Below are 18,290 nucleotides of genomic sequence, written 5' to 3' on the forward strand. Positions count from 1 at the left end.
ACCTACCGCCGCGACCACGTCGCCCGCCCAGCGTTCGCCCATCCAGAGTTCGCCCGCCCAGAACAGGAAGAGATGACTATTCAGGCCTCCGCGCCGCCGAAGACCAAGTCGCAGGCGCTGCGTTCGTACGACGTCGCCGACTTCCCGGCCCTGACCGGCCTGGAGGAGGAGTGGCGCTTCACCCCGCTCAAGCGGTTGCGCGGGCTGGCCGCCGGGACGCCGGCGGCCACCGGCGCGGTCCGGTACGAGTACGCCGAGCTGCCGGCCGGGGTCACGGCCGAGGCGGTCGACCGGAGCGATGCCCGGTTCGGCACTGTGCTGACCCCGTTCGACCGGATCAGCGCACTGGCGTACGGCCAGGCCACCGACGCGTTACTGGTGCAGGTGGCGCCGGAGGCCGTGCCGGCGCGGCCGGCCACCGTCCGGGTGGTGGGCACCGGGGCGGACGGCGTCACGTACGGCCACACCCTGATCGATGTCGGTCGGTTCGCCGAGGCCACCCTGGTGCTGGAATACACCGGGTCGGCCACCCTCGCCGACAACGTCGAGGTGATCGTGCGTGACGGGGCCGCGTTGACCCTGGTCACCGTCACCGACTGGGCGTCCGACGCGGTGCAGGCCGAGCACCTGAAGTTCCGGCTCGGCCGGGACGCCCGGGTCACCCACGTACAGGTGACCCTCGGCGGGGACCTGGTCCGCCAGTTCACCACCGTCGAGTACACCGGTCGCGGCGGCGACGCCGACCTGTTCGGCCTCTACTTCGCCGACGCCGGCCAGCACCTGGAGCACCGGCAGCTGGTGGACCACACGGTGCCGGACTGTCGCAGCAACGTCGCCTACCGGGGCGCGTTGCAGGGCGACGGCGCACACACCGTCTGGGTCGGCGACGTGCTGATCCGCGCCGAGGCGACCGGCACCGACACGTACGAGATCAACCGGAACCTGGTGCTCACCGACGGGGCCCGGGCCGACTCGGTGCCCAACCTGGAAATCGAGACCGGTGAGGTGGCCGGGGCGGGCCACGCCAGTGCCACCGGGCGGTTCGACGACGAGCAGCTGTTCTACCTGATGGCCCGGGGCATCCCGGAGGCCGAGGCGCGCAAGCTGGTGGTCCGCGGATTCTTCGCCGAGATGATCAACAAGATCCCGGTGGAGCAACTGCGGGACCGCCTCGGCGCGGCGATCGAACAGCGGCTGCGTAAGACCGAGGCAGCGCAGACCGAGGCGGCGCAGGCCGAGGCGGCGCACGCGGTGGGCGCCGGGTCAGGGCCGGTGGTGCCCGGGCAGCCGGGCGCGGTCGTACAGGGACAGCGCTGAGCATGTCCGACCTGATCAGGGTCTGCGCCACCGCCGACGTCCCGAAGGGCACCGCGGTCAGCGCCGACATCGACGGTACGCAGGTCGCCGTCGTGCACACCGACGAGGACTCCTTCCACGCGGTGTACGACGAGTGCTCGCACGCCGCGGTGGCGCTGTCCGAGGGCGAGGTGGACGGCTGCACGCTGGAATGCTGGCTGCACGGGTCCCGCTTCGACCTGCGCACCGGTGAGCCGACCGGGCTGCCCGCCACCGAACCCGTACCCATCTTCCCCGTCGAGATCCGCGACGGCGACATCTACGTCAGTCTCACGCCGAGCAATGGAGTAACCGCACCATGAGCGTTCTGGACATCCGTGACCTGCAGGTGTCGGTCAAGCTGCCGGAAGGCGAGCTGAAGCCGATCCTCGCCGGGGTGACGCTGACCGTCCGGTCCGGTGAGACCCACGCCATCATGGGTCCGAACGGCTCCGGCAAGTCCACCCTGGCGTACTCGATCGCCGGTCACCCGAAATACGAGATCACCGGCGGCGAGGTGCTGCTCGACGGCGAGGACGTGCTCGCCATGGCGGTCGACGAGCGGGCCCGCGCCGGGCTGTTCCTGGCCATGCAGTACCCGGTCGAGGTGCCCGGAGTGTCGGTGGCCAACTTCCTGCGTACCGCCAAGACCGCGGTCGACGGTAGCGCGCCGAAGCTGCGTACCTGGGCCGGCGAGCTGCGCGGCGCGATGGAGCGGCTGCACATGGACCCGTCGTTCGCCCAGCGCAACGTCAACGAGGGCTTCTCCGGCGGTGAGAAGAAGCGGCACGAGATCGTGCAGCTCGAACTGCTCAGGCCGAAGATGGCGATCCTCGACGAAACCGACTCCGGGCTCGACATCGACGCGCTGCGGGTGGTCAGCGAGGGGGTCAACCGGGTTCGCGAGACCGGCGCGACCGGCCTGCTGCTGATCACCCACTACACCCGGATCCTGCGCTACATCAAGCCGGACTTCGTGCACGTCTTCGTCGGTGGTCGCATCGTCGAGGAGGGCGGCCCGGAGCTGGCCGACAAGCTGGAAGCCGAAGGCTACGAGCGGTACGTCGCGGGTGCCGGCACGGCGGCGGTCTGATGGGCACTGTCGCCATCCCCCGGGACACTCCGGTTCAGGAGAGCCCGACCGCCCTGGACGTCGACGCGGTCCGCGCCGACTTCCCGATCCTCGGTCGGGAGGTCAACGGGCATCCGCTGGTCTATCTGGACAGCGCCAACACCTCGCAGAAGCCACGGCAGGTGCTGGACGCGCTGACCGACTACTACCAGCGGCACAACGCCAACGTCGCCCGGTCGGTGCACACCCTGGGCACCGAGTCCACCGAGGCGTACGAGGGCGCCCGGGCGAAGGTAGCCACGTTCGTCAACGCGGCCAGCCCCGACGAGGTGGTGTTCACCAAGAACTCGACCGAGGCGATCAACCTGGTCGCGTACGCCTTCTCCAACGCTTCCGGTGCTGCGGTCGGGGCTGACCCGCGGCTGCGTCTGGGCCCCGGCGACGAGGTGGTGATCTCCGAGATGGAGCACCACTCCAACATCGTGCCGTGGCAGTTGCTCTGTCAGCGCACCGGTGCCACGCTGCGCTGGTTCGGGCTGACCGAGGACGGTCGGCTGGACGAGTCGGACCTGGCGCAGGTGATCACCGAGCGGACCAGGCTGGTCTCGCTGGTGCACATGTCGAACATCCTCGGCACGGTCAACGATCTCGCCGCGATCACCCGCCGGGTCCGCGAGGTCGGCGCGCTGCTGCTACTGGACTGCTCCCAGTCGGTGCCGCACCGGCCGGTGGACGTGGCCGCCCTGGACGCCGACTTCATCGCGTTCACCGGGCACAAGATGTGCGGGCCGACCGGCATCGGCGTGCTGTGGGGCCGGGCGGCGCTGCTGGCCGCGATGCCACCGGTGCTCGGCGGCGGATCGATGATCGAGACGGTGGCGATGAGCGGATCCACGTTCGCCCCGCCGCCGGCCCGGTTCGAAGCAGGCACCCCGCCGATCGCCCAGGCGGTCGGGCTCGGTGCCGCGGTCGACTACCTCACCACGCTGGGCATGCCGGCGGTCGCCGCCCACGAACAGCGGATCACCGGGTACGCGCTGGAGGCCCTCGCCACCGTGCCCGGCCTGCGGATCGTCGGCCCGCCGCAGCCGCAGGGCCGCGGTGGCACGATCTCGTTCGCGCTGGACGGCATCCACCCGCACGACGTCGGGCAGGTCCTCGACGCCCGGGGCGTGCAGGTGCGGGTCGGCCACCACTGCGCCCGGCCGGTCTGCGTCCGCTACGGTGTGCCGGCCACCACCCGCGCGTCGTTCTACCTCTACACCACCACGGGTGAGGTGGACGCGCTGGTGCGTGGGCTGGAACAGGTGCGGAAGGTCTTCGACTGATGGAGCTCGACCAGCTGTACCAGGAGATCATCCTGGACCATTACAAGCACCCGCAGGGGCGCGGGCTGCGGGAGCCGTACGCGGGGGAGGCTCACCACGTCAACCCCACCTGTGGGGACGAGGTGACGGTCCGGGTCAGTGTGGACGGCGGCGACCGGCTCGGGGTCTCGCACGAAGGTCAGGGCTGCTCGATCAGTCAGGCCTCGGCGAGTGTGCTGTACGAACTGGTCGACGGCCGACCGGTGGACGAGGCGTTGACGGTGCACGGCGCCTTCGTCGAGCTGGTGTCCGGGCGCGGCCAGATCGAACCGGACGAGGACGTGCTGGGCGACGGGGTGGCGTTCGCGGGTGTCGCGCGCTATCCGGCCCGGGTGAAGTGTGCGCTGCTGCCGTGGATGGCCTTCAAGGACGCCGCGGTGCGCGCCGGTGTGGGTGTGAGCCCGGAGGTGAAGTGATGAGTTCCGACGAGACCGCGACCGTACCGGCCACCTCGCCGGCCGACAAGGCCGCCCTGGCCGATGTCGAAGAGGCGATGAAGGACGTCGTCGACCCGGAGCTGGGCATCAACGTGGTCGACCTCGGCCTGGTGTACGGCGTGCATGTCGACGACGACAACGTCGCCACCCTGGACATGACGCTGACCAGCGCGGCCTGCCCGTTGACGGACGTGATCGAGGATCAGACCCGGCAGGCGTTGACCACCGGGCCCGGCGGCGGCCTGGTCGCCGATTTCCGGATCAACTGGGTCTGGTTGCCGCCGTGGGGCCCGGACAAGATCACCGACGAAGGTCGCGACCAGCTCCGGGCCCTCGGCTTCAACGTCTGACCGCTGCCGGCGTACCCGGGCCGGGCCGGCGGCTGGGCGCCGCCGACCGCGTCCCGGTCACTGGCCGTACACCTCGAACTCGTGCAGGGAGTAGCCGTACTCGGTCGCCCGGGTCACGCCCACCATCCGTACGTAGCGGGCGGTGGTGGCGGGGAACACGGCGACGTCGGTCCCGCCGTCACTGGCCTCGGTCGACCAGACGGTTCGCCAGCTGACGCCGTTGTCGGACACCTCGATCCGGTACGCCCGGGCGTGTGCCGACTCCCAGTACAGCACGGCCCGTCCGACCGGGCGTACCGTGCCCAGGTCGACCCGTAGCCACTGGGCGTCCGACCAGTTGCTGGCCCACCGGGTGGCGTGGTCGCCATCCACCGCACGGGCCGCCGTGCGACCGATCTGGTTGCTGCTCGCGCTCACCGGACGACCGGCGGCCAGGTTGGCCACGTCGTCGCCGCGGCTCGCCGGGAAGGACACCGCCTGCTGGTACGTGGGACGGTTCTGCCAGGCGATGATCTCCTGGGTGATGCCGCCAAGCGGGGAGTGCACGATCGAGTCGGCACACCACTGGTCGCCGGCCGCGCAGTAGCTGTCACCCGGGTAGGTGGTGGTCGCCGGCTCGGCGACCGCCGCCCGTAGGGTGTCCAGCAGCACCTGACGGCACGCCGACAGCACCCCGCCGCCACAGTAGGTCAGCCCAGGCCCGCCGGCCACCGGCTCGCCGAGCACCCCGCGCAGGTCCTTGTCGACGTAGCCCCACCAGCCGTGCTGGAACGCCGAGCCCTCGTGGCTCTGCGTCGAGTTCACCGACCCCGGCAGCCCTGACTCATCGCCCGACTGCCCGCCGGAGGGCGACTCGTTGATCGACAACGTGTCGACCAGCGCGCCGTAGAGGTCGTCGCCGAGACCGGGCCGGAACTGTGCCCGGACCAGCAGCGGCCACCAGGCGTCGAGCACCTTGATCGCGTCGGCGTGCCGGTAGACGCGGCTACCCGCCGAGGTCTCCACCCGCAGCGCCGCGTCGGCCCGCCAGGCCCGTAACGCGTCGACGGTGGCGGCGAGCGCCGGATCGGTGACCGGGGCGCTGTCGATCACCCGGAGCATGCTGTCCAGCACCTGCGCGCCGCGCAGGTCGGTCAGCCCGGCGGCCTGTACCAGCTGGATCACCTCGGTGCGGTCCAGCTTGCGTCCGGCGTCGACGGCCGCACGAAACGGCACGTCGAGCAGGTCGCCGCGGTGCACCGAGCCGAAGCTGAAGTTGCCGTCCGCGGCGCTGAAGTCCGCCGCCTGCTTGTTGTTCCAGCTGATGTAGTAGTCCTGGTCGATCGAATGCGGGTGCTCGGCGGCCGGAGCGTACCGGGCGGTGTTCGCGACCGGGTCGTAGTCGCGCCACTCGTACGCCGGATCGGCCCGCATCGGCAGGTTGGGGTCGGCGCCGTCGGCCCGTACCGGGTTGAGCCCCGAGGTGAACGTGGCGGCCTCGCTGGAATTGACGTAGAACCAGTTGAACGCGAAGTCCACATTGTTGGCGGAGTCGAGGAAGTCGGTGGCGGTGCCCATGACGGTGGGGTCGTTGAACATCTGGAACCCGATCGCCGAGTCGGCCTCGTGCCGGTAGGTGGACCGCAGTTGGGTGAAGGCGTGCGGTCGCCCGTCGACCATCGCCCGCCAGCGGACCAGACCGAGATCGGTGCGCCAGACGACCAGCCGGTACGACCCGACGGGCGTCGGGTCGGCCACCGTCGGCGACCAGCTGTTGACATGCGACAGTTCCGTCATCGCCCGGCACTGCCCACGGAAGAGGTAGTGGTTGCTGTCCAGGGTCGGGGCGCTACCGTCGGTGGTGCACAGCGGCACCGCGTACGCGTCGGTGATGTCGTGGGCGGACGAGGTCGCGCTCCACGCGTAGTCGGCGCCCCGGCCGAGCAGCACGTAGAGGTTGAGCCCGGCGAACGCGACCCCGCGGGCGCTGATGCCCGGACCCTGCAACTCCTGCGCCATGAGAAGTTGCGGGGCGAAGTAGCCCGTCTGTGGACCGAACACGGCGATCGGGTGCCCGGTGGTCGAATGCGCGCCGGAGACCACCACCGCGTTCGACATGCCCCGGTGCGCCGGTCCGATGGTCAGCCCGGCGAGGGCGGCGGCGATGTCACTGCGGTCGCCGACGCCGATCGTCGGGCCGGCCGTCGTCGCCGTGCTGGCGCCGGCGGATCCGGTCTTGTCGGTGACGATCGGCTCCGACCGGGCGGTGCCGGCGTCCGGCAGCACCACGCTGGGCGCGTCCGCCGCTGCCTGTCCGTACGGGAAGCTCTGACCGTCGTGCAGGGTCAACACCGCCTCAGGGTCGTTCTGCGACCGGAATCCGGCCCACACCCGGTCACCCTCGACCGGACCGTAGCGGGCCCGGGCGGCGATGCGGACCAGCGCGGAGCGCATCTCGGCACCGCCCCCGTCGCCGAACAGCCCGCCGATCACCCCGGCGATGGAGATCAGGTCCGTCATCAGGAACGGCTCCGGTCCGCCCTCGTTGGTGATCGCGTCGAGATGTCCGGCGAGGACGTACTCACCCGGACAGTTGCGCCCGGCCATGCAATCGCCGATGTAGGCGTTCACCCCGGCGATGTAGGCACTGACGTCGTCGTAGAGCAACTCACCCCGGGGTCCCTGCTGGCGCAGCGCCTCGACCTGGGCGGCCAGCTCGGCCTCGGTGTACGGCGCGGTACGCCACAGGCTCTGCTCCAGGCCGCGGTTGCCCGACGCACCGCCGGCGAACGGGGTCAGCCTGCCCCGCCCGACATGACGCAGCAGATCCATGGTGAACAGTCGGTCCTCGGCGCCGGCGTAACCGGCGCCGAACATGGTGCCTTCGCGGGTGGTGCCGGTGATGTGCGGGACTCCGGTGGCCCGGTCCCGGACGATGGTCACATCGGAGCGCGGCTGGTAGGTCCGCTCGGCCCGGCCGGGCGGTACGCCGAACGACGCGTCGTTGAAGAAGGAGTCGATCTGCTCCTCGGCCAGTCCGGCGTAGCCGTAGACCAGGTTGGCATAGCGGTCGATCTGGTCGCGGGAGTGGGCGGGGGAGGTGCCGAGCAGTTGGTGACTGAGGATCTCGACCAGCGTGGCGTTGCCGTTCTGCCCGGGCGGCAGGATGTCGGCGCACTCGCCGAGGCAGTAGTCGACCACGGTCGACTGAGTTTCGACGTCGGCGCTGGGATCCGGCGCGGCCGCGGCGGAAGCCGCAGGAGCGGTGCTGGCGATCGCGGTGCCGGCAACCAGGGTCACCGCCGCGACGGCGGCGGCGCGAAAGCGGGGCGGGGTGGGTCGCGGATGCATGACGCCTCCATCGGCGAGCGGGGGTGGACCGATGGTCGGATGCGAAAGAAGCTCTGGTTACTGGATAGTAGTCATCCGTCGGCGCGCTGGGAAAGATTCAGTTCGTTCGATTTTCGTCGCCGTCTCTACTGAACCAGACCGACCAGTGCTCGTTTGAGGTAGCCGTCGTGCCGGTTGTCGGTCCAACTGACCGCGCTGATCGGCCGCCCCTGGCGACGCGCCTCGTCGCAGTAGTCCAGCACGTCCGTCGCCGGTTGGTAGTCGGTGACGGCCAGCGCCGCGTTGGCCCGCAGCCGGTACGCCGCGTCCTCCGCGTCGCGTACCGCGATCCGTCCGTCATCGTCACGGCGGGCGGCGACGGTGATCCGCCAGCCGAAGATCTGCACCAGCACGATGCCGGCCGGGGCGTCCGCCGGGATGCTCACCTCGGCGTTGGCCCGGGTGAGCGCCTCGGCCACCTCGCGTTGGTAGGTCCCGGCCCAGGCCGCCTGCGCCTGCTGGGGCCGCATCACCGAGAGGAGCTCGGCCTGCCGGTCGGTGGGGAGCGCGCCGAGCAGAGCCGCGGCGGTCGGCTGCGGGAGCCGGTTCGCGACCGCCTGGACCTGACCGGTCGGCAGCCTGGCGAGGATCTCGACCGCGTCGGCGACCGGCATGGCGCGGGCCAGGTCGGCGAGCTGATCGGCGGTGAGCAGGGCCAGCATCCGGGTACGCAGGTCGTTGCCGGCGGCCGGCAGCAACCGGATCAGATCCGCCGGCTGCAACTCGGCGACGACGACCGGAAGCCGATCGGCGGGCATCGCCGCCAGTAGCCCGACAGCCTGTCGCGGTGGGGTGCTGCGCACCATCGCGATCAGCTGGGTAACGGGCATCATCCCACCGGGCAGCATGAGTTTCTTCTCCAGGAGTCAAGTGATCGTTACGCGCCTGATGTGCCTAACACCCCAGGTAGTCGCGATACATCAACCCGTTGGTGGACTTGTGCCCCGTTCGGCCAGCGTCACCAGTATCTCTGGCTGGTCAGGCGGGTGCGGGCCGGGCCGGCGTCGCCGTGGTGACGAGCCTGGCTCGGTTACCCTCCGGCCTATGGAACCCCTTGTGCGACGCCCGTCCGGTCGGTCCGGGGCGCGCCCGGCGAGCTTCCTCGGTCGGTCCGGGGCGCGTCCGGCGCGCTCCCTCGGTCGGTTCGCCGCGCGGCTGACCGGCCCGGTCGGGCGGCAGGTCGGGGTGGTCGTCGCAGTGTTCGTGCTGCTCGCCGCGGTGACAGCGCTGATCGGTGGAACCTTCCTGGGAATCCGGCAGCCGGCCGAGGAGGCGGCCCGTACCGCCGCCGCGACCTTCCTGCGCCGACTGGCGGCCGGCCCGCCGGACGCCGCGTACGAGTTGCTGTGCCGGCCGGTGCGCGAGGGCGTGGACAGGTCGGCGTTCGTCCTGTGGGCAGGGCGGCACCCTGTGGCCGACTACTGGGTCGGTGCCGCGTACCCCGCCCCCCGGCCGACCGACGATGCCGTGGCCGGGCCGGTGGTGGCCGTGGCCGGTCCGGTGGTGGCGGTCGCCGCCCGGCTGACCGGTCCGGACGGGGGTGCCCGGGTGGTGGAGTTCCACGTGGTCGACGAGCGGGGCAGTTGGCGGGTGTGCACCGGTCCGTGGCTCGACTGAGCCGTTGGCCCTGATCTTGACGAATCAATCCGCTGGGAGCCGCTACCCGCCCGGCGGTACGATGGAACGCGTGCTGCTCTGCGAAGGCTGAACCGCCCCACGCCGACGGAAGGTTCTCCCGTCGGCGCCTTGTCACGTCCGCGAGTCAGCCCTCGACGTCAGGAGCGAGTCACCGATGATCAGCGCCACCGGCCTCGAACTGCGTGCCGGATCCCGGATTCTTCTTTCCGACACCACCTTGCGCGTGCAGCCAGGGGACCGCATCGGACTGGTCGGCCGTAACGGTGCCGGCAAGACCACCACGCTCAAGGTGCTCGCGGGTGAAGGACTGCCGTACGCGGGGCAGATCGAACGGCGAAACGAGGTCGGCTATCTGCCCCAGGATCCCCGTACCGGCGATCTGGAGGTCTGCGCCCGGGACCGGGTCCTCTCCGCCCGTGGCCTGGACACCCTGCTGACCCAGATGGCCGACCTGGAAGCGAAGCTCGCTTCGGGCGACACCGACGAGCGGCTGGTCCGGCGGTACGGTGCGTTGGAGGACCAGTTCGCCTCGCTCGGCGGGTACGCCGCCGAGGCCGAGGCAGCCCGCATCTGCGCCAACCTCGGCCTGCCCGACCGGGTCCTCGGCCAGCCGATCGGTACCCTTTCCGGCGGGCAGCGGCGGCGGATCGAGTTGGCCCGGATCCTGTTCCGCGACGCGGCGGACAACGGCGGCGGCATCCTGCTGCTCGACGAGCCCACCAACCACCTCGACGCCGATTCGATCACCTGGCTGCGGGGCTTCCTCGCCGGGCACAAGGGTGGGTTGGTGGTGATCAGCCACGATGTCGCGTTGCTGGACGCGGTCGTGAACAAGGTGTGGTTTCTCGACGCGACTCGCTCGGTCGTCGACGTCTACAACGTCGGCTGGTCGGTGTACCAGCAGCAGCGGGAGACCGACGAGCGGCGGCGCCGTCGGGAACGGGCCAACGCGGAGAAGAAAGCCGGTGCGTTGTTGGCCCAGGCGGACAAGATGCGGGCAAAGGCGACCAAGACGGTGGCCGCGCAGAACATGGCTCGCCGCGCGGAGAAGCTGCTCGCCGGTCTGGACGACGAACGGGTCGCCGACAAGGTGGCCAAGGTCCGCTTCCCGAGCCCGGCGCCATGCGGCAAGACCCCGTTGACAGCGTCCGGGCTGTCGAAGTCGTACGGCTCGTTGGAGATTTTTTCCGGCGTCGATGTCGCCGTCGACCGGGGCTCGCGGGTGGCAATTCTCGGCCTGAACGGCGCCGGCAAGACGACCCTGCTGCGTATCCTCGGTGGTCTGCTGGCACCGGATTCCGGCGGCGTGCAGTCCGGGCATGGACTGCGGATCGGGTACTACGCCCAGGAGCATGAGACGCTCGACGTCGAGCGGTCGGTGCTGGACCACATGCGCAGTGCCGCCCTTGAGCAGTCCGATACCGACCTGCGAAAGATTCTCGGCGCGTTCCTGTTCAGCGGGGAGGACGTCAACAAGCCGGCCGGAGTGCTGTCCGGCGGAGAGAAGACCCGGCTCGCCTTGGCCACGCTGGTCTGTTCCGGGGCGAACGTTTTGCTGCTCGACGAGCCGACGAACAACTTGGATCCGGTCAGCCGTGAACAGGTTCTCGATGCCATCGCTCGGTATCCGGGTGCCATCGTGCTGGTGACCCATGATCCCGGCGCGGTACTCGCACTCAAACCCGACCGGGCGATTCTGCTTCCCGACGGCGATGAGGACGCTTGGAGCGACGACCTGCTCGAACTCGTGGAACTTGCATGAACCTGCAGCCGCGCCAGGCTGGCCGCCGGCTGTTTGCGGTATCGGTGAACGTCATTTTCGGATAGCGTGAATTGCATGAACATCGCTCGGCGGCCAGGATGGGACGGTGCGCTGGGATGCGGGACGGATTCGGTAGCGGACCCGTATCGGGGAACTGACGCGGGTGTGCGTGTCGGTTGGCGCACGTTTGATATCTAGCGCATGATCGTTGGAGGCGGTCTAATAGGTGGGACCGCATCGAACCGCACAGTCTGGGACGTGAGGAATCAACATGGCAGCCACCGGCACAGCCGCCAGCACCGAGAAGGGTCGCCGGATCGTCGGAGCCGAGCGTCAGACCCTGGCCAAGGACCTAGTCAAGCGGTACTCCTCCGGCGAGAGCATCCGTGCCCTCGCGGCCTCGACCGGCCGCTCCTACGGGTTCGTCCACCGGGTGCTGACCGAATCCGGCGTGCAACTGCGCCAGCGCGGCGGCGCCCGGCGCCGCAAGAAGGGATGAACGCCCAGGCCCTTGTCGTGTCTCGCCATCGCGACCGGAACCCCCGCTGACCGTGTCCGGCGACGTACGACTCGACTACGCCGGGCCGGTCGCGACGGTGACGTTGGACCGGCCCGACGTGCTCAACGCACAAACCCCGGACATGTGGCGGGCACTGCGCGCGATCGACCGCGAGTTGCGTGGCGACGTGCGCGTCGTGGTCGTGCGAGGCGCTGGCCGGGCGTTCTCCTCTGGCCTCGACCGCCAGGTCGCCGCGGCACTGCTCGACCCGGCTGCCGGTCCCGAGCAGCAACCGTTGGCGGCCCTGCCACCGGACGAGTGCGCCGCCCGGATCGCTCAGTTCCAGGAGGCCTTCACCTGGCTGGCGCGCCCCGATCTGATCACTGTCGCCGCGGTACACGGCGTCGCCGTGGGCGCCGGATTTCAGCTTGCCTTGGCCTGCGATCTGCGTATTCTCACCGACGACGCGCGGCTGTGCATGGCCGAGGTGACTCTCGGCCTGGTGCCAGATCTCGGCGGCACCGGGCGCCTGGTCGATCTTGTCGGGTACAGTCGGGCGCTGGAGATCTGCGTCACCGGCCGCTGGCTCGACGCGGCCGAAGCCGAGCGGCTCGGTCTGACGAACCTGGTGGTCCCGGCCGGCCAGCTCGATCCGGCCATCGATGATCTCACCGCGGCGGTGCTGGCCGGTCATCGCGACGCCGTGATCGAGATCAAGGCCCTGCTCGTCGACGCGGCCCGGCGTACCCGTACCGAGCAGTTGCGTGCCGAGCGTGAGGCCCAGACCCGCCGGATCCGCGACCTGGCCGGCCTCGGCGAGTGACCCACCGGTCCTGCCACCGCCGCCACCGCGACCATCACCCGCTGGTGTCGGTACCTGGACTGTAATGGGCGATCGGGAAGAGACCAGTTACCGGTGCTGTTGTCGCTGACGTTGGGCCGGTCCGGTCCGGACCGGCCCGGGCTGGTCCGGGAGACTGGTAGCCGGTGCGTACATCGGCGGGCGGTGGAGCTGGGAGGCGGGGGGTGGCGAGTCCGATGGCCGGAGGCGGCGGGAGCATGGGCGGCATGGCCGGGCTGGGGGGCGGCATGGGTGGCATGGGCGGTGGCTGGGGGATGCTGCGCTCGATGCGTGACCGGGACCAGGTGACCACGCACCGGGTCAATCGCGGAACCGCCCGGCGGATCGTGGCGTTCGCCGGTCCGTACCGGCGGGACATCGTGGTCTTTCTGGTGACCGTGGTCCTGGCGGCCGGCATCGGCGTCGCGACGCCGGTACTGGCCGGTGACGTGGTCAACGCGATCACGGCCGGCGGGGCCGACGCCGGCGGCACCGTGGTACGGCTGGCGCTGTTGATCGCCGCGCTCGCCGTCGTCGACGCCCTGCTGTCCCTGGCTCAGCGCTGGTACTCGGCTCGCATCGGCGAGGGCATCATCCTCGACCTGCGTACCCGCGTCTACGACCATGTCCAGCGGATGCCGCTGCAGTTCTTCACCCGTACCCAGACCGGAGCGTTGGTCAGCCGGCTCAACAACGACGTCCTCGGCGCGCAGCGTGCCTTCACCTCGACCCTTTCCGGCGTCGTGAGCAACGTCATCCAACTGGTGCTCACCGCCGTGGTGATGTTCACCCTCTCCTGGCAGATCACCGCGCTGTCACTGGTCCTGCTGCCGATCTTCATCGTGCCGGCCCGGCGGGTCGGACGGCGGCTCGCCGAGATCACCCGCGAGTCGTACGACCTCGACGCCAAGATGAACGCCACCATGACCGAACGGTTCGGTGTGGCCGGTGCGTTGCTGGTCAAGCTCTTCGGCCAGCCCGAGGCCGAGGCCCGCCGGTTCGGCGAGCGGGCCGACCGGGTCCGCGAGATCGGCATCCAGTCGGCGATGTACTCCCGCACCTTTTTCGTGGCGATGCTGTTGGTCGCTTCCCTCGCCCAGGCACTGACCTACGGGCTCGGCGGGTGGCTGGCGGTGACCGGCGCCGTCAGCGCCGGGACCGTGGTCACCCTGGCGTTGCTGCTGACCCGCCTATACGGGCCACTGACCGCGCTGAGCAACGTCCGGGTCGACGTGATGAGCGCGCTGGTCTCCTTCGACCGTGTGTTCGAGGTGCTCGACCTGGTCCCGGCGATCGCGCAACGGCCGGACGCGGTCCCGGTGCCGGCCGGCACCGGGCGGCTGGAGTTCCGGGACGTCCGGTTCCGCTATCCCACCGCCGCCGAAGTCTCCCTGGCCTCGCTGGAGGACGTGGCGACCCTGGACCGACGGGCTACCGAACCGGTCCTGCGGGGGGTGTCGTTCACCGTCGAGCCGGGCCAACTGGTCGCGCTGGTGGGTCCGTCCGGCGCGGGCAAGAGCACCACCGCGATGCTGATCTCGCGGGTGTACGACGTCACCGACGGCTCGATCCGCCTCGGCGGGGTGGACGTGCGCGATGCCACCTTCGATTCGTTGCGCGACACCGTCGGAGTCGTCACCCAGGACTCCCACCTGTTCCACGAGACGATCGCCGAGAACCTGCGGTACGCGAAGCCGGATGCCACCGACGAGCAATTGTGGACCGCGCTGCGCGGGGCACAGGTCGCCGAGCTCGTCCAGGCCCTCCCCGATGGCCTGGACACCGTCGTCGGGGAGCGTGGCTACCGTTTCTCCGGCGGCGAGAAACAGCGCATCGCGATCGCCCGGCTGCTACTGAAGGCACCGTCGATCGTCATCCTCGACGAAGCCACCGCCCATCTCGATTCGGAGTCCGAGGCGGCGGTCCAGCGGGCCCTGTCGGTCGCGTTGGCCGGGCGGACCGCGCTGGTCATCGCGCACCGGCTGTCCACCGTCCGCGACGCCGACCAGATCCTCGTCCTCGACGAGGGCCGGATCGTCGAACGCGGTCGTCACGACGAGCTCATCGGGACCGGTGGCCTGTACGCCGAGCTGTATCGCACCCAGTTCGCGGTGGCCGACTCACCCGCTCCCTACCGTGACGACTCCGGGCCCGATCCGGTGGCGGCCGGATCGGGTCGTACCTTCCCCATCGACGGCAACCTGCACCCGCCGGCCGGCAGCCCGACCGTCTAGGCTCAGGCGGTGCGCCTGGAAGACTCCCTCGCATCCGTGCTGCGCGACTTCGCGCGGCGGCTGGCGGTCCTCGATCCGCCGACGGCCGGTCCGGGTGCCGTGACGGTGCGCGTCGGGGACGCCGAGCCCGTCGTACTCACCGCCTCGGCGGCAGCCGCGTTCAGCTCGATAAGTCCAAGATCGTCGGGGAGGCGGGGCGGAGAGGCGGGGGCGGAGGTGTCGGATGGTCAGGGGTAGGGGAGGGCGCCGCCGTCGACGGGCAGTGTGATGCCGGTCAGATAGCTCGCGGCCGGAGACAGGACGAAGGCCGCCACCCTGCCGAACTCCTCCGGCTGGCCCAACCGACCGAGCGGAATCGCAGCCTCCGCCTCGGCGCGGGCCCGCGCCGGATCGTCCGCGGCGGCGAAGAGCTCCACGTTGCGGTCGGTCATGATCCGGCCGGGCAGCAGGCTCACCACGCGGACGCCCCGTCCGGCGTACCCGTCGGCGAGCTCCTTCGCGACCGCGGCGAGTCCGGGCCGCAGGCCGTTCGAGATGCCCAGTCCGGGCAGCGGCATCCGCACCGATGTGGACAGCACCACGGCCACCGCCCCGCCGGCGGGCAGCGCGTCGGCGAACGTTCGCAGCGCCCGTACGGTGCCGAGGAACACCGTGTCGAACGCTTCCCGCCACTGGGCATCGCCAGCGGCCTGCGCCGGGCCGGGTTTCGGCCCGCCGACCGAGATCAACGCCCCGTCCAGGCGGCCGAACCGCTCGTGTGCGGCGGCCACCAGTCGCGGTGCGGCATCCGGTGCGCCGAGATCGGCGCTGACCGCGGTTGCATGGCGCGGGCCGCCGAGCCGCTGCACGGCGGCTGCCAGCCCGGTGGCATCGCGGGCGGCGAGCACCACCCGCGCCCCGTCGGCGACCAGACAGGCCGCGGTGGCGAAGCCGAGCCCACGGGACGCGCCGGTGAGTACGTAGACCCGTTCGTCGAGGCCGAGATCCATCCGTCGATCCTGCTACAGGCCGGTACGGCACCGCACCGCAGCCCTACCGGGTCATGCCGAATCACGCCGGGTCACCCCGGGTGGCGGCGAAGCAGGCGAATCCGGCCGGCGAACTGGATCGCCCACCCGTCCGGCAACCGGCGAGCCGCCGGGCGGCGGCGCCGGCGGGGAGCGGACGCCCCGTCGTAGCGCCAGCCGACCTCCCGACCAGCCAACTCGGCCGCCGCCAGGCGTGGCAGAGCGTCGGTGACGGCCAGCGTCCGGGCGAAGTCCCAGCCGTCGCGCAGCCCGCCCGCCGGCGGACGACCAGCCACCCACGAAACGAAGGCGGCCGGCCAGCCGTCGCCCAGTGCGGCGGCCAGCAGCGGCCAATGCCGGGCCACTTCACCGGCACGCTTGCGGAGCAGCGCGGCCCGCGCGACCGACAGCCGCTGTGGATCGAAGCCCGGTGGCGGGGCAGCGCCCTCGACCAGGGCCGCGACCAGTGCCCGCTGCGTGGCCGCGAGCCCGCCGGGTGCCGCGCGGCTGCTTGCGCTCTCGCCACCCGGTTGCCGCTCGCTCACGTGATCCGCTCCAGACCGGCGGCCACGGCGATCGCGTCGAGTTCGGCCCGCAGCGTGGCGGCCGGCGGGTAGTGGCCGTCGCGCTCCAGCAGCAGCGCGGGTGGGCGGTGCCGGGCGCACAGGTAGGTGACCAGTTCCAGCACCGGCGTCGGTACGGCGTCGGTGTGCGTGTCGTGGTAGATCCCGTCCTGGTCGGCGCAGCCGCCGGCGACGTGCACGTACGCGATCCGCTCAAGCGGCAGCCGGTCGAGTAGCGCGACCGGGTCGTCGCCCCGGTTGCGGGCATTGGCGTAGACGTTCGCGACGTCCAGCAGCAACAGGGCACCGGAACGCTCGATGATCTCACTGATGAAATCGGCCTCGCCGAGTTCGTCGTCGGGCCAGTCGAACAGCGCGGCGATCGGTTCGAGCGCGATCGGCACGGGCAGCTCGGCGGCGACCCGCTTGACGTTGGCGACCATCGCGTCGACCGCCGCCCAGGTGCGCGGTATCGGCAGCAGGTGACCGGCCTCGACGCCGCCGGCGCGGACGAACGCGATGTGCTCACTGGCCAACGGAGCGCCGAGTAGTTCCGCAGCGCCGATGAACCGGGCGACCCGGTCCGAATCGACCGGTTCGGCACCGCCCAGGGAGAGCCGTACCCCGTGCGGGATGACGGTCACCCCACGCTCGCGCAGACGGCGCAACCCGTCGTCGAGCGGGCGGTCTGGATCGACCGACTCGGCGATCACCTCGGAAAACCGCAGGCCGGGCAGCTCGTCGAGGAACCCGGCGATCTCCGGCCGCCAGCCGATGCCCACGCCGAGTCCGGCACCGGAACCGGGATCGGCACCGGCACCGGAATTGGCGAGCGTGGCCCAGGCGATCGAGGGTGCCGTGCTCACCCGCCGCACCCCCCACATCCGCCGCCACCACATCCGCCGCTGCCGCCGCTGCCGCCGTGGCTACCGCTGTCACCTCCGCTGGTCCCGCCGTACCCCGTACTCGTGGCGCTCACCCGGTGGATGTCCGCGGTTCCCGCGAAACCAGGGTCCATCGCCCACAGCGACGCCACCCCGAACAGTCCGACGCCCATGGCGGCACCGGTGGCGCCGTACATGCCGAGTGCCGGTCGGCTGGCCGGGGAGAGGTATCCGTACCGGCGACGCAGGTCGGCGAGGGCCCGCCGCGCCGCACGGGTCCGGCGGGGCACCGAGAAGACCAGCACCAGACCGACCGGGACGGTGATCGCCAGCAGCAGTAACAGGTAGCCGATCGGCCGGCTGTTGGCGGCACCGGCGAACACGCGCAGCACGCCCACGGCCGCGAGCGCCGGGACCGTCGCGGCGAGCAACCGCGCCGCCTGGCGCTGGGCCGGTGCGGGGGCCAGGCCGGCGGAGGTCAACCCCTCCTGCACCTGACGCAGTGCGTCACCGACCCATTGATCGGTGACCAGGTCACGGACCCGTACCTGGCGCTGCGCCGCGTGGTAGACCGCTTGGTCGAGCTGACCGGCGCCGGCCGGCAGGGGACCGTCGGCGCGTAACGAACCGAGGACGTCGACATCGATGCTCCGGGCCGAGCGCAACCCGGCCAGGCTGGCGTAGACAGCCAGGCGGGCACCGCCGTTGAGGTACGCGACCTCGGCGCCGTCCGGTGCGCCGGGGCGGCCGTCATGTCCGGCGAAGGCAATCAGCCGGTAGGCGACGTTGGCCAAAACCAGGACCACTGCCGCCACGCCGAAGACGGCGAGGAAGGTGGGGCCGGAAATGCCCCACGTTTCACCAGGCGTCATCACGCCTCCTGCTGCTCGTCGAGCGCCGGCTGCTGCTGCCTCGCGCTCCGGTGCGGACTG

At 71.0% G+C, this 18,290-nt stretch carries 17 protein-coding genes; 11 read left to right on the forward strand and 6 right to left on the reverse strand.

Features of this window, described 5'->3' with window-relative positions; all coding sequences use genetic code 11:
* The first annotated feature begins 72 nt into the window (after window positions 1–72).
* From sufD to ACN27F_RS31530, 6 genes are read left to right on the forward strand one after another with little or no spacing between them, the layout of a single operon-like run.
* Window positions 73–1,317, forward strand: coding sequence for a Fe-S cluster assembly protein SufD (gene sufD / locus ACN27F_RS31505; RefSeq protein WP_421439097.1), 1,245 nt, complete (start codon window positions 73–75; stop codon window positions 1,315–1,317).
* A gap of 11 nt (window positions 1,318–1,328) precedes the next feature.
* Window positions 1,329–1,658, forward strand: a complete 330-nt coding sequence (locus ACN27F_RS31510) for a non-heme iron oxygenase ferredoxin subunit (RefSeq protein WP_421440577.1) — start codon at window positions 1,329–1,331, stop codon at window positions 1,656–1,658.
* Window positions 1,655–2,428: a Fe-S cluster assembly ATPase SufC gene (sufC, locus tag ACN27F_RS31515; RefSeq protein WP_421439098.1), complete on the forward strand. Its 774-nt coding sequence runs from the start codon at window positions 1,655–1,657 to the stop codon at window positions 2,426–2,428. The genes ACN27F_RS31510 and sufC overlap by 4 nt, the downstream gene beginning before the upstream one ends.
* The gene (locus ACN27F_RS31520) at window positions 2,428–3,735 is read left to right on the forward strand and encodes a cysteine desulfurase (protein WP_421439099.1); all 1,308 of its coding nucleotides are present in this window, start codon (window positions 2,428–2,430) and stop codon (window positions 3,733–3,735) included. The genes sufC and ACN27F_RS31520 overlap by 1 nt, the downstream gene beginning before the upstream one ends.
* A complete protein-coding gene (gene sufU, locus ACN27F_RS31525) occupies window positions 3,735–4,190 on the forward strand; it encodes a Fe-S cluster assembly sulfur transfer protein SufU (protein ID WP_421439100.1) in 456 nt (151 codons plus the stop codon). The genes ACN27F_RS31520 and sufU overlap by 1 nt, the downstream gene beginning before the upstream one ends.
* Window positions 4,190–4,561, forward strand: a complete 372-nt coding sequence (locus ACN27F_RS31530; protein ID WP_421439101.1) for a metal-sulfur cluster assembly factor — start codon at window positions 4,190–4,192, stop codon at window positions 4,559–4,561. The genes sufU and ACN27F_RS31530 overlap by 1 nt, the downstream gene beginning before the upstream one ends.
* A gap of 57 nt (window positions 4,562–4,618) precedes the next feature.
* Here ACN27F_RS31530 and ACN27F_RS31535 read toward each other — a convergent pair whose 3' ends face one another.
* Both ACN27F_RS31535 and ACN27F_RS31540 read right to left on the reverse strand, forming a co-directional pair.
* The gene (locus ACN27F_RS31535; protein ID WP_421439102.1) at window positions 4,619–7,891 is read right to left on the reverse strand and encodes a penicillin acylase family protein; all 3,273 of its coding nucleotides are present in this window, start codon (window positions 7,889–7,891) and stop codon (window positions 4,619–4,621) included.
* 125 nt (window positions 7,892–8,016) lie between these two features.
* Window positions 8,017–8,760 carry a magnesium transporter MgtE N-terminal domain-containing protein gene (locus tag ACN27F_RS31540; RefSeq protein WP_421439103.1) on the reverse strand — a complete coding sequence of 248 codons (744 nt, stop codon included), beginning with the start codon at window positions 8,758–8,760 and terminating at the stop codon, window positions 8,017–8,019.
* A 214-nt stretch (window positions 8,761–8,974) separates the two neighbouring features.
* Here ACN27F_RS31540 and ACN27F_RS31545 point away from each other — a divergent pair, with 214 nt between their 5' ends.
* From ACN27F_RS31545 to ACN27F_RS31565, 5 genes are all read left to right on the forward strand, one after another.
* Complete coding sequence (locus ACN27F_RS31545) at window positions 8,975–9,547, forward strand: hypothetical protein (protein WP_421439104.1); 573 nt, start codon at window positions 8,975–8,977, stop codon at window positions 9,545–9,547.
* Window positions 9,548–9,722: 175 nt separating this feature from the next.
* A complete protein-coding gene (locus ACN27F_RS31550) occupies window positions 9,723–11,330 on the forward strand; it encodes an ABC-F family ATP-binding cassette domain-containing protein (RefSeq protein WP_421439105.1) in 1,608 nt (535 codons plus the stop codon).
* Between the two features lie 271 nt (window positions 11,331–11,601).
* Window positions 11,602–11,829 (forward strand): helix-turn-helix domain-containing protein, encoded by a 228-nt coding sequence (locus ACN27F_RS31555; RefSeq protein WP_421439106.1) that lies wholly within the window; start codon window positions 11,602–11,604, stop codon window positions 11,827–11,829.
* 46 nt (window positions 11,830–11,875) lie between these two features.
* Window positions 11,876–12,652: an enoyl-CoA hydratase/isomerase family protein gene (locus tag ACN27F_RS31560; RefSeq protein ID WP_421440578.1), complete on the forward strand. Its 777-nt coding sequence runs from the start codon at window positions 11,876–11,878 to the stop codon at window positions 12,650–12,652.
* Between the two features lie 245 nt (window positions 12,653–12,897).
* Window positions 12,898–14,904 carry an ABC transporter ATP-binding protein gene (locus ACN27F_RS31565; RefSeq protein WP_421439107.1) on the forward strand — a complete coding sequence of 669 codons (2,007 nt, stop codon included), beginning with the start codon at window positions 12,898–12,900 and terminating at the stop codon, window positions 14,902–14,904.
* Between the two features lie 227 nt (window positions 14,905–15,131).
* Here the strand turns inward: ACN27F_RS31565 and ACN27F_RS31570 are convergent, their stop codons facing one another.
* The 4 genes from ACN27F_RS31570 to ACN27F_RS31585 form a co-directional block, all read right to left on the reverse strand.
* Window positions 15,132–15,893: an SDR family oxidoreductase gene (locus ACN27F_RS31570; RefSeq protein ID WP_421439108.1), complete on the reverse strand. Its 762-nt coding sequence runs from the start codon at window positions 15,891–15,893 to the stop codon at window positions 15,132–15,134.
* A gap of 71 nt (window positions 15,894–15,964) precedes the next feature.
* The gene (locus ACN27F_RS31575; RefSeq protein ID WP_421439109.1) at window positions 15,965–16,456 is read right to left on the reverse strand and encodes a hypothetical protein; all 492 of its coding nucleotides are present in this window, start codon (window positions 16,454–16,456) and stop codon (window positions 15,965–15,967) included.
* Window positions 16,453–17,340, reverse strand: coding sequence for a DUF692 domain-containing protein (locus ACN27F_RS31580; RefSeq protein WP_421439110.1), 888 nt, complete (start codon window positions 17,338–17,340; stop codon window positions 16,453–16,455). Before ACN27F_RS31580 ends, ACN27F_RS31575 begins: the two co-directional genes overlap by 4 nt.
* Complete coding sequence (locus tag ACN27F_RS31585) at window positions 17,337–18,230, reverse strand: TIGR04222 domain-containing membrane protein (RefSeq protein ID WP_421439111.1); 894 nt, start codon at window positions 18,228–18,230, stop codon at window positions 17,337–17,339. The genes ACN27F_RS31580 and ACN27F_RS31585 overlap by 4 nt, the downstream gene beginning before the upstream one ends.
* Between the last annotated feature and the right edge of the window lie 60 nt (window positions 18,231–18,290).

The sequence above is a fragment of the Solwaraspora sp. WMMB335 genome (assembly GCF_049179075.1).
GTDB lineage: Bacteria > Actinomycetota > Actinomycetes > Mycobacteriales > Micromonosporaceae > Micromonospora_E.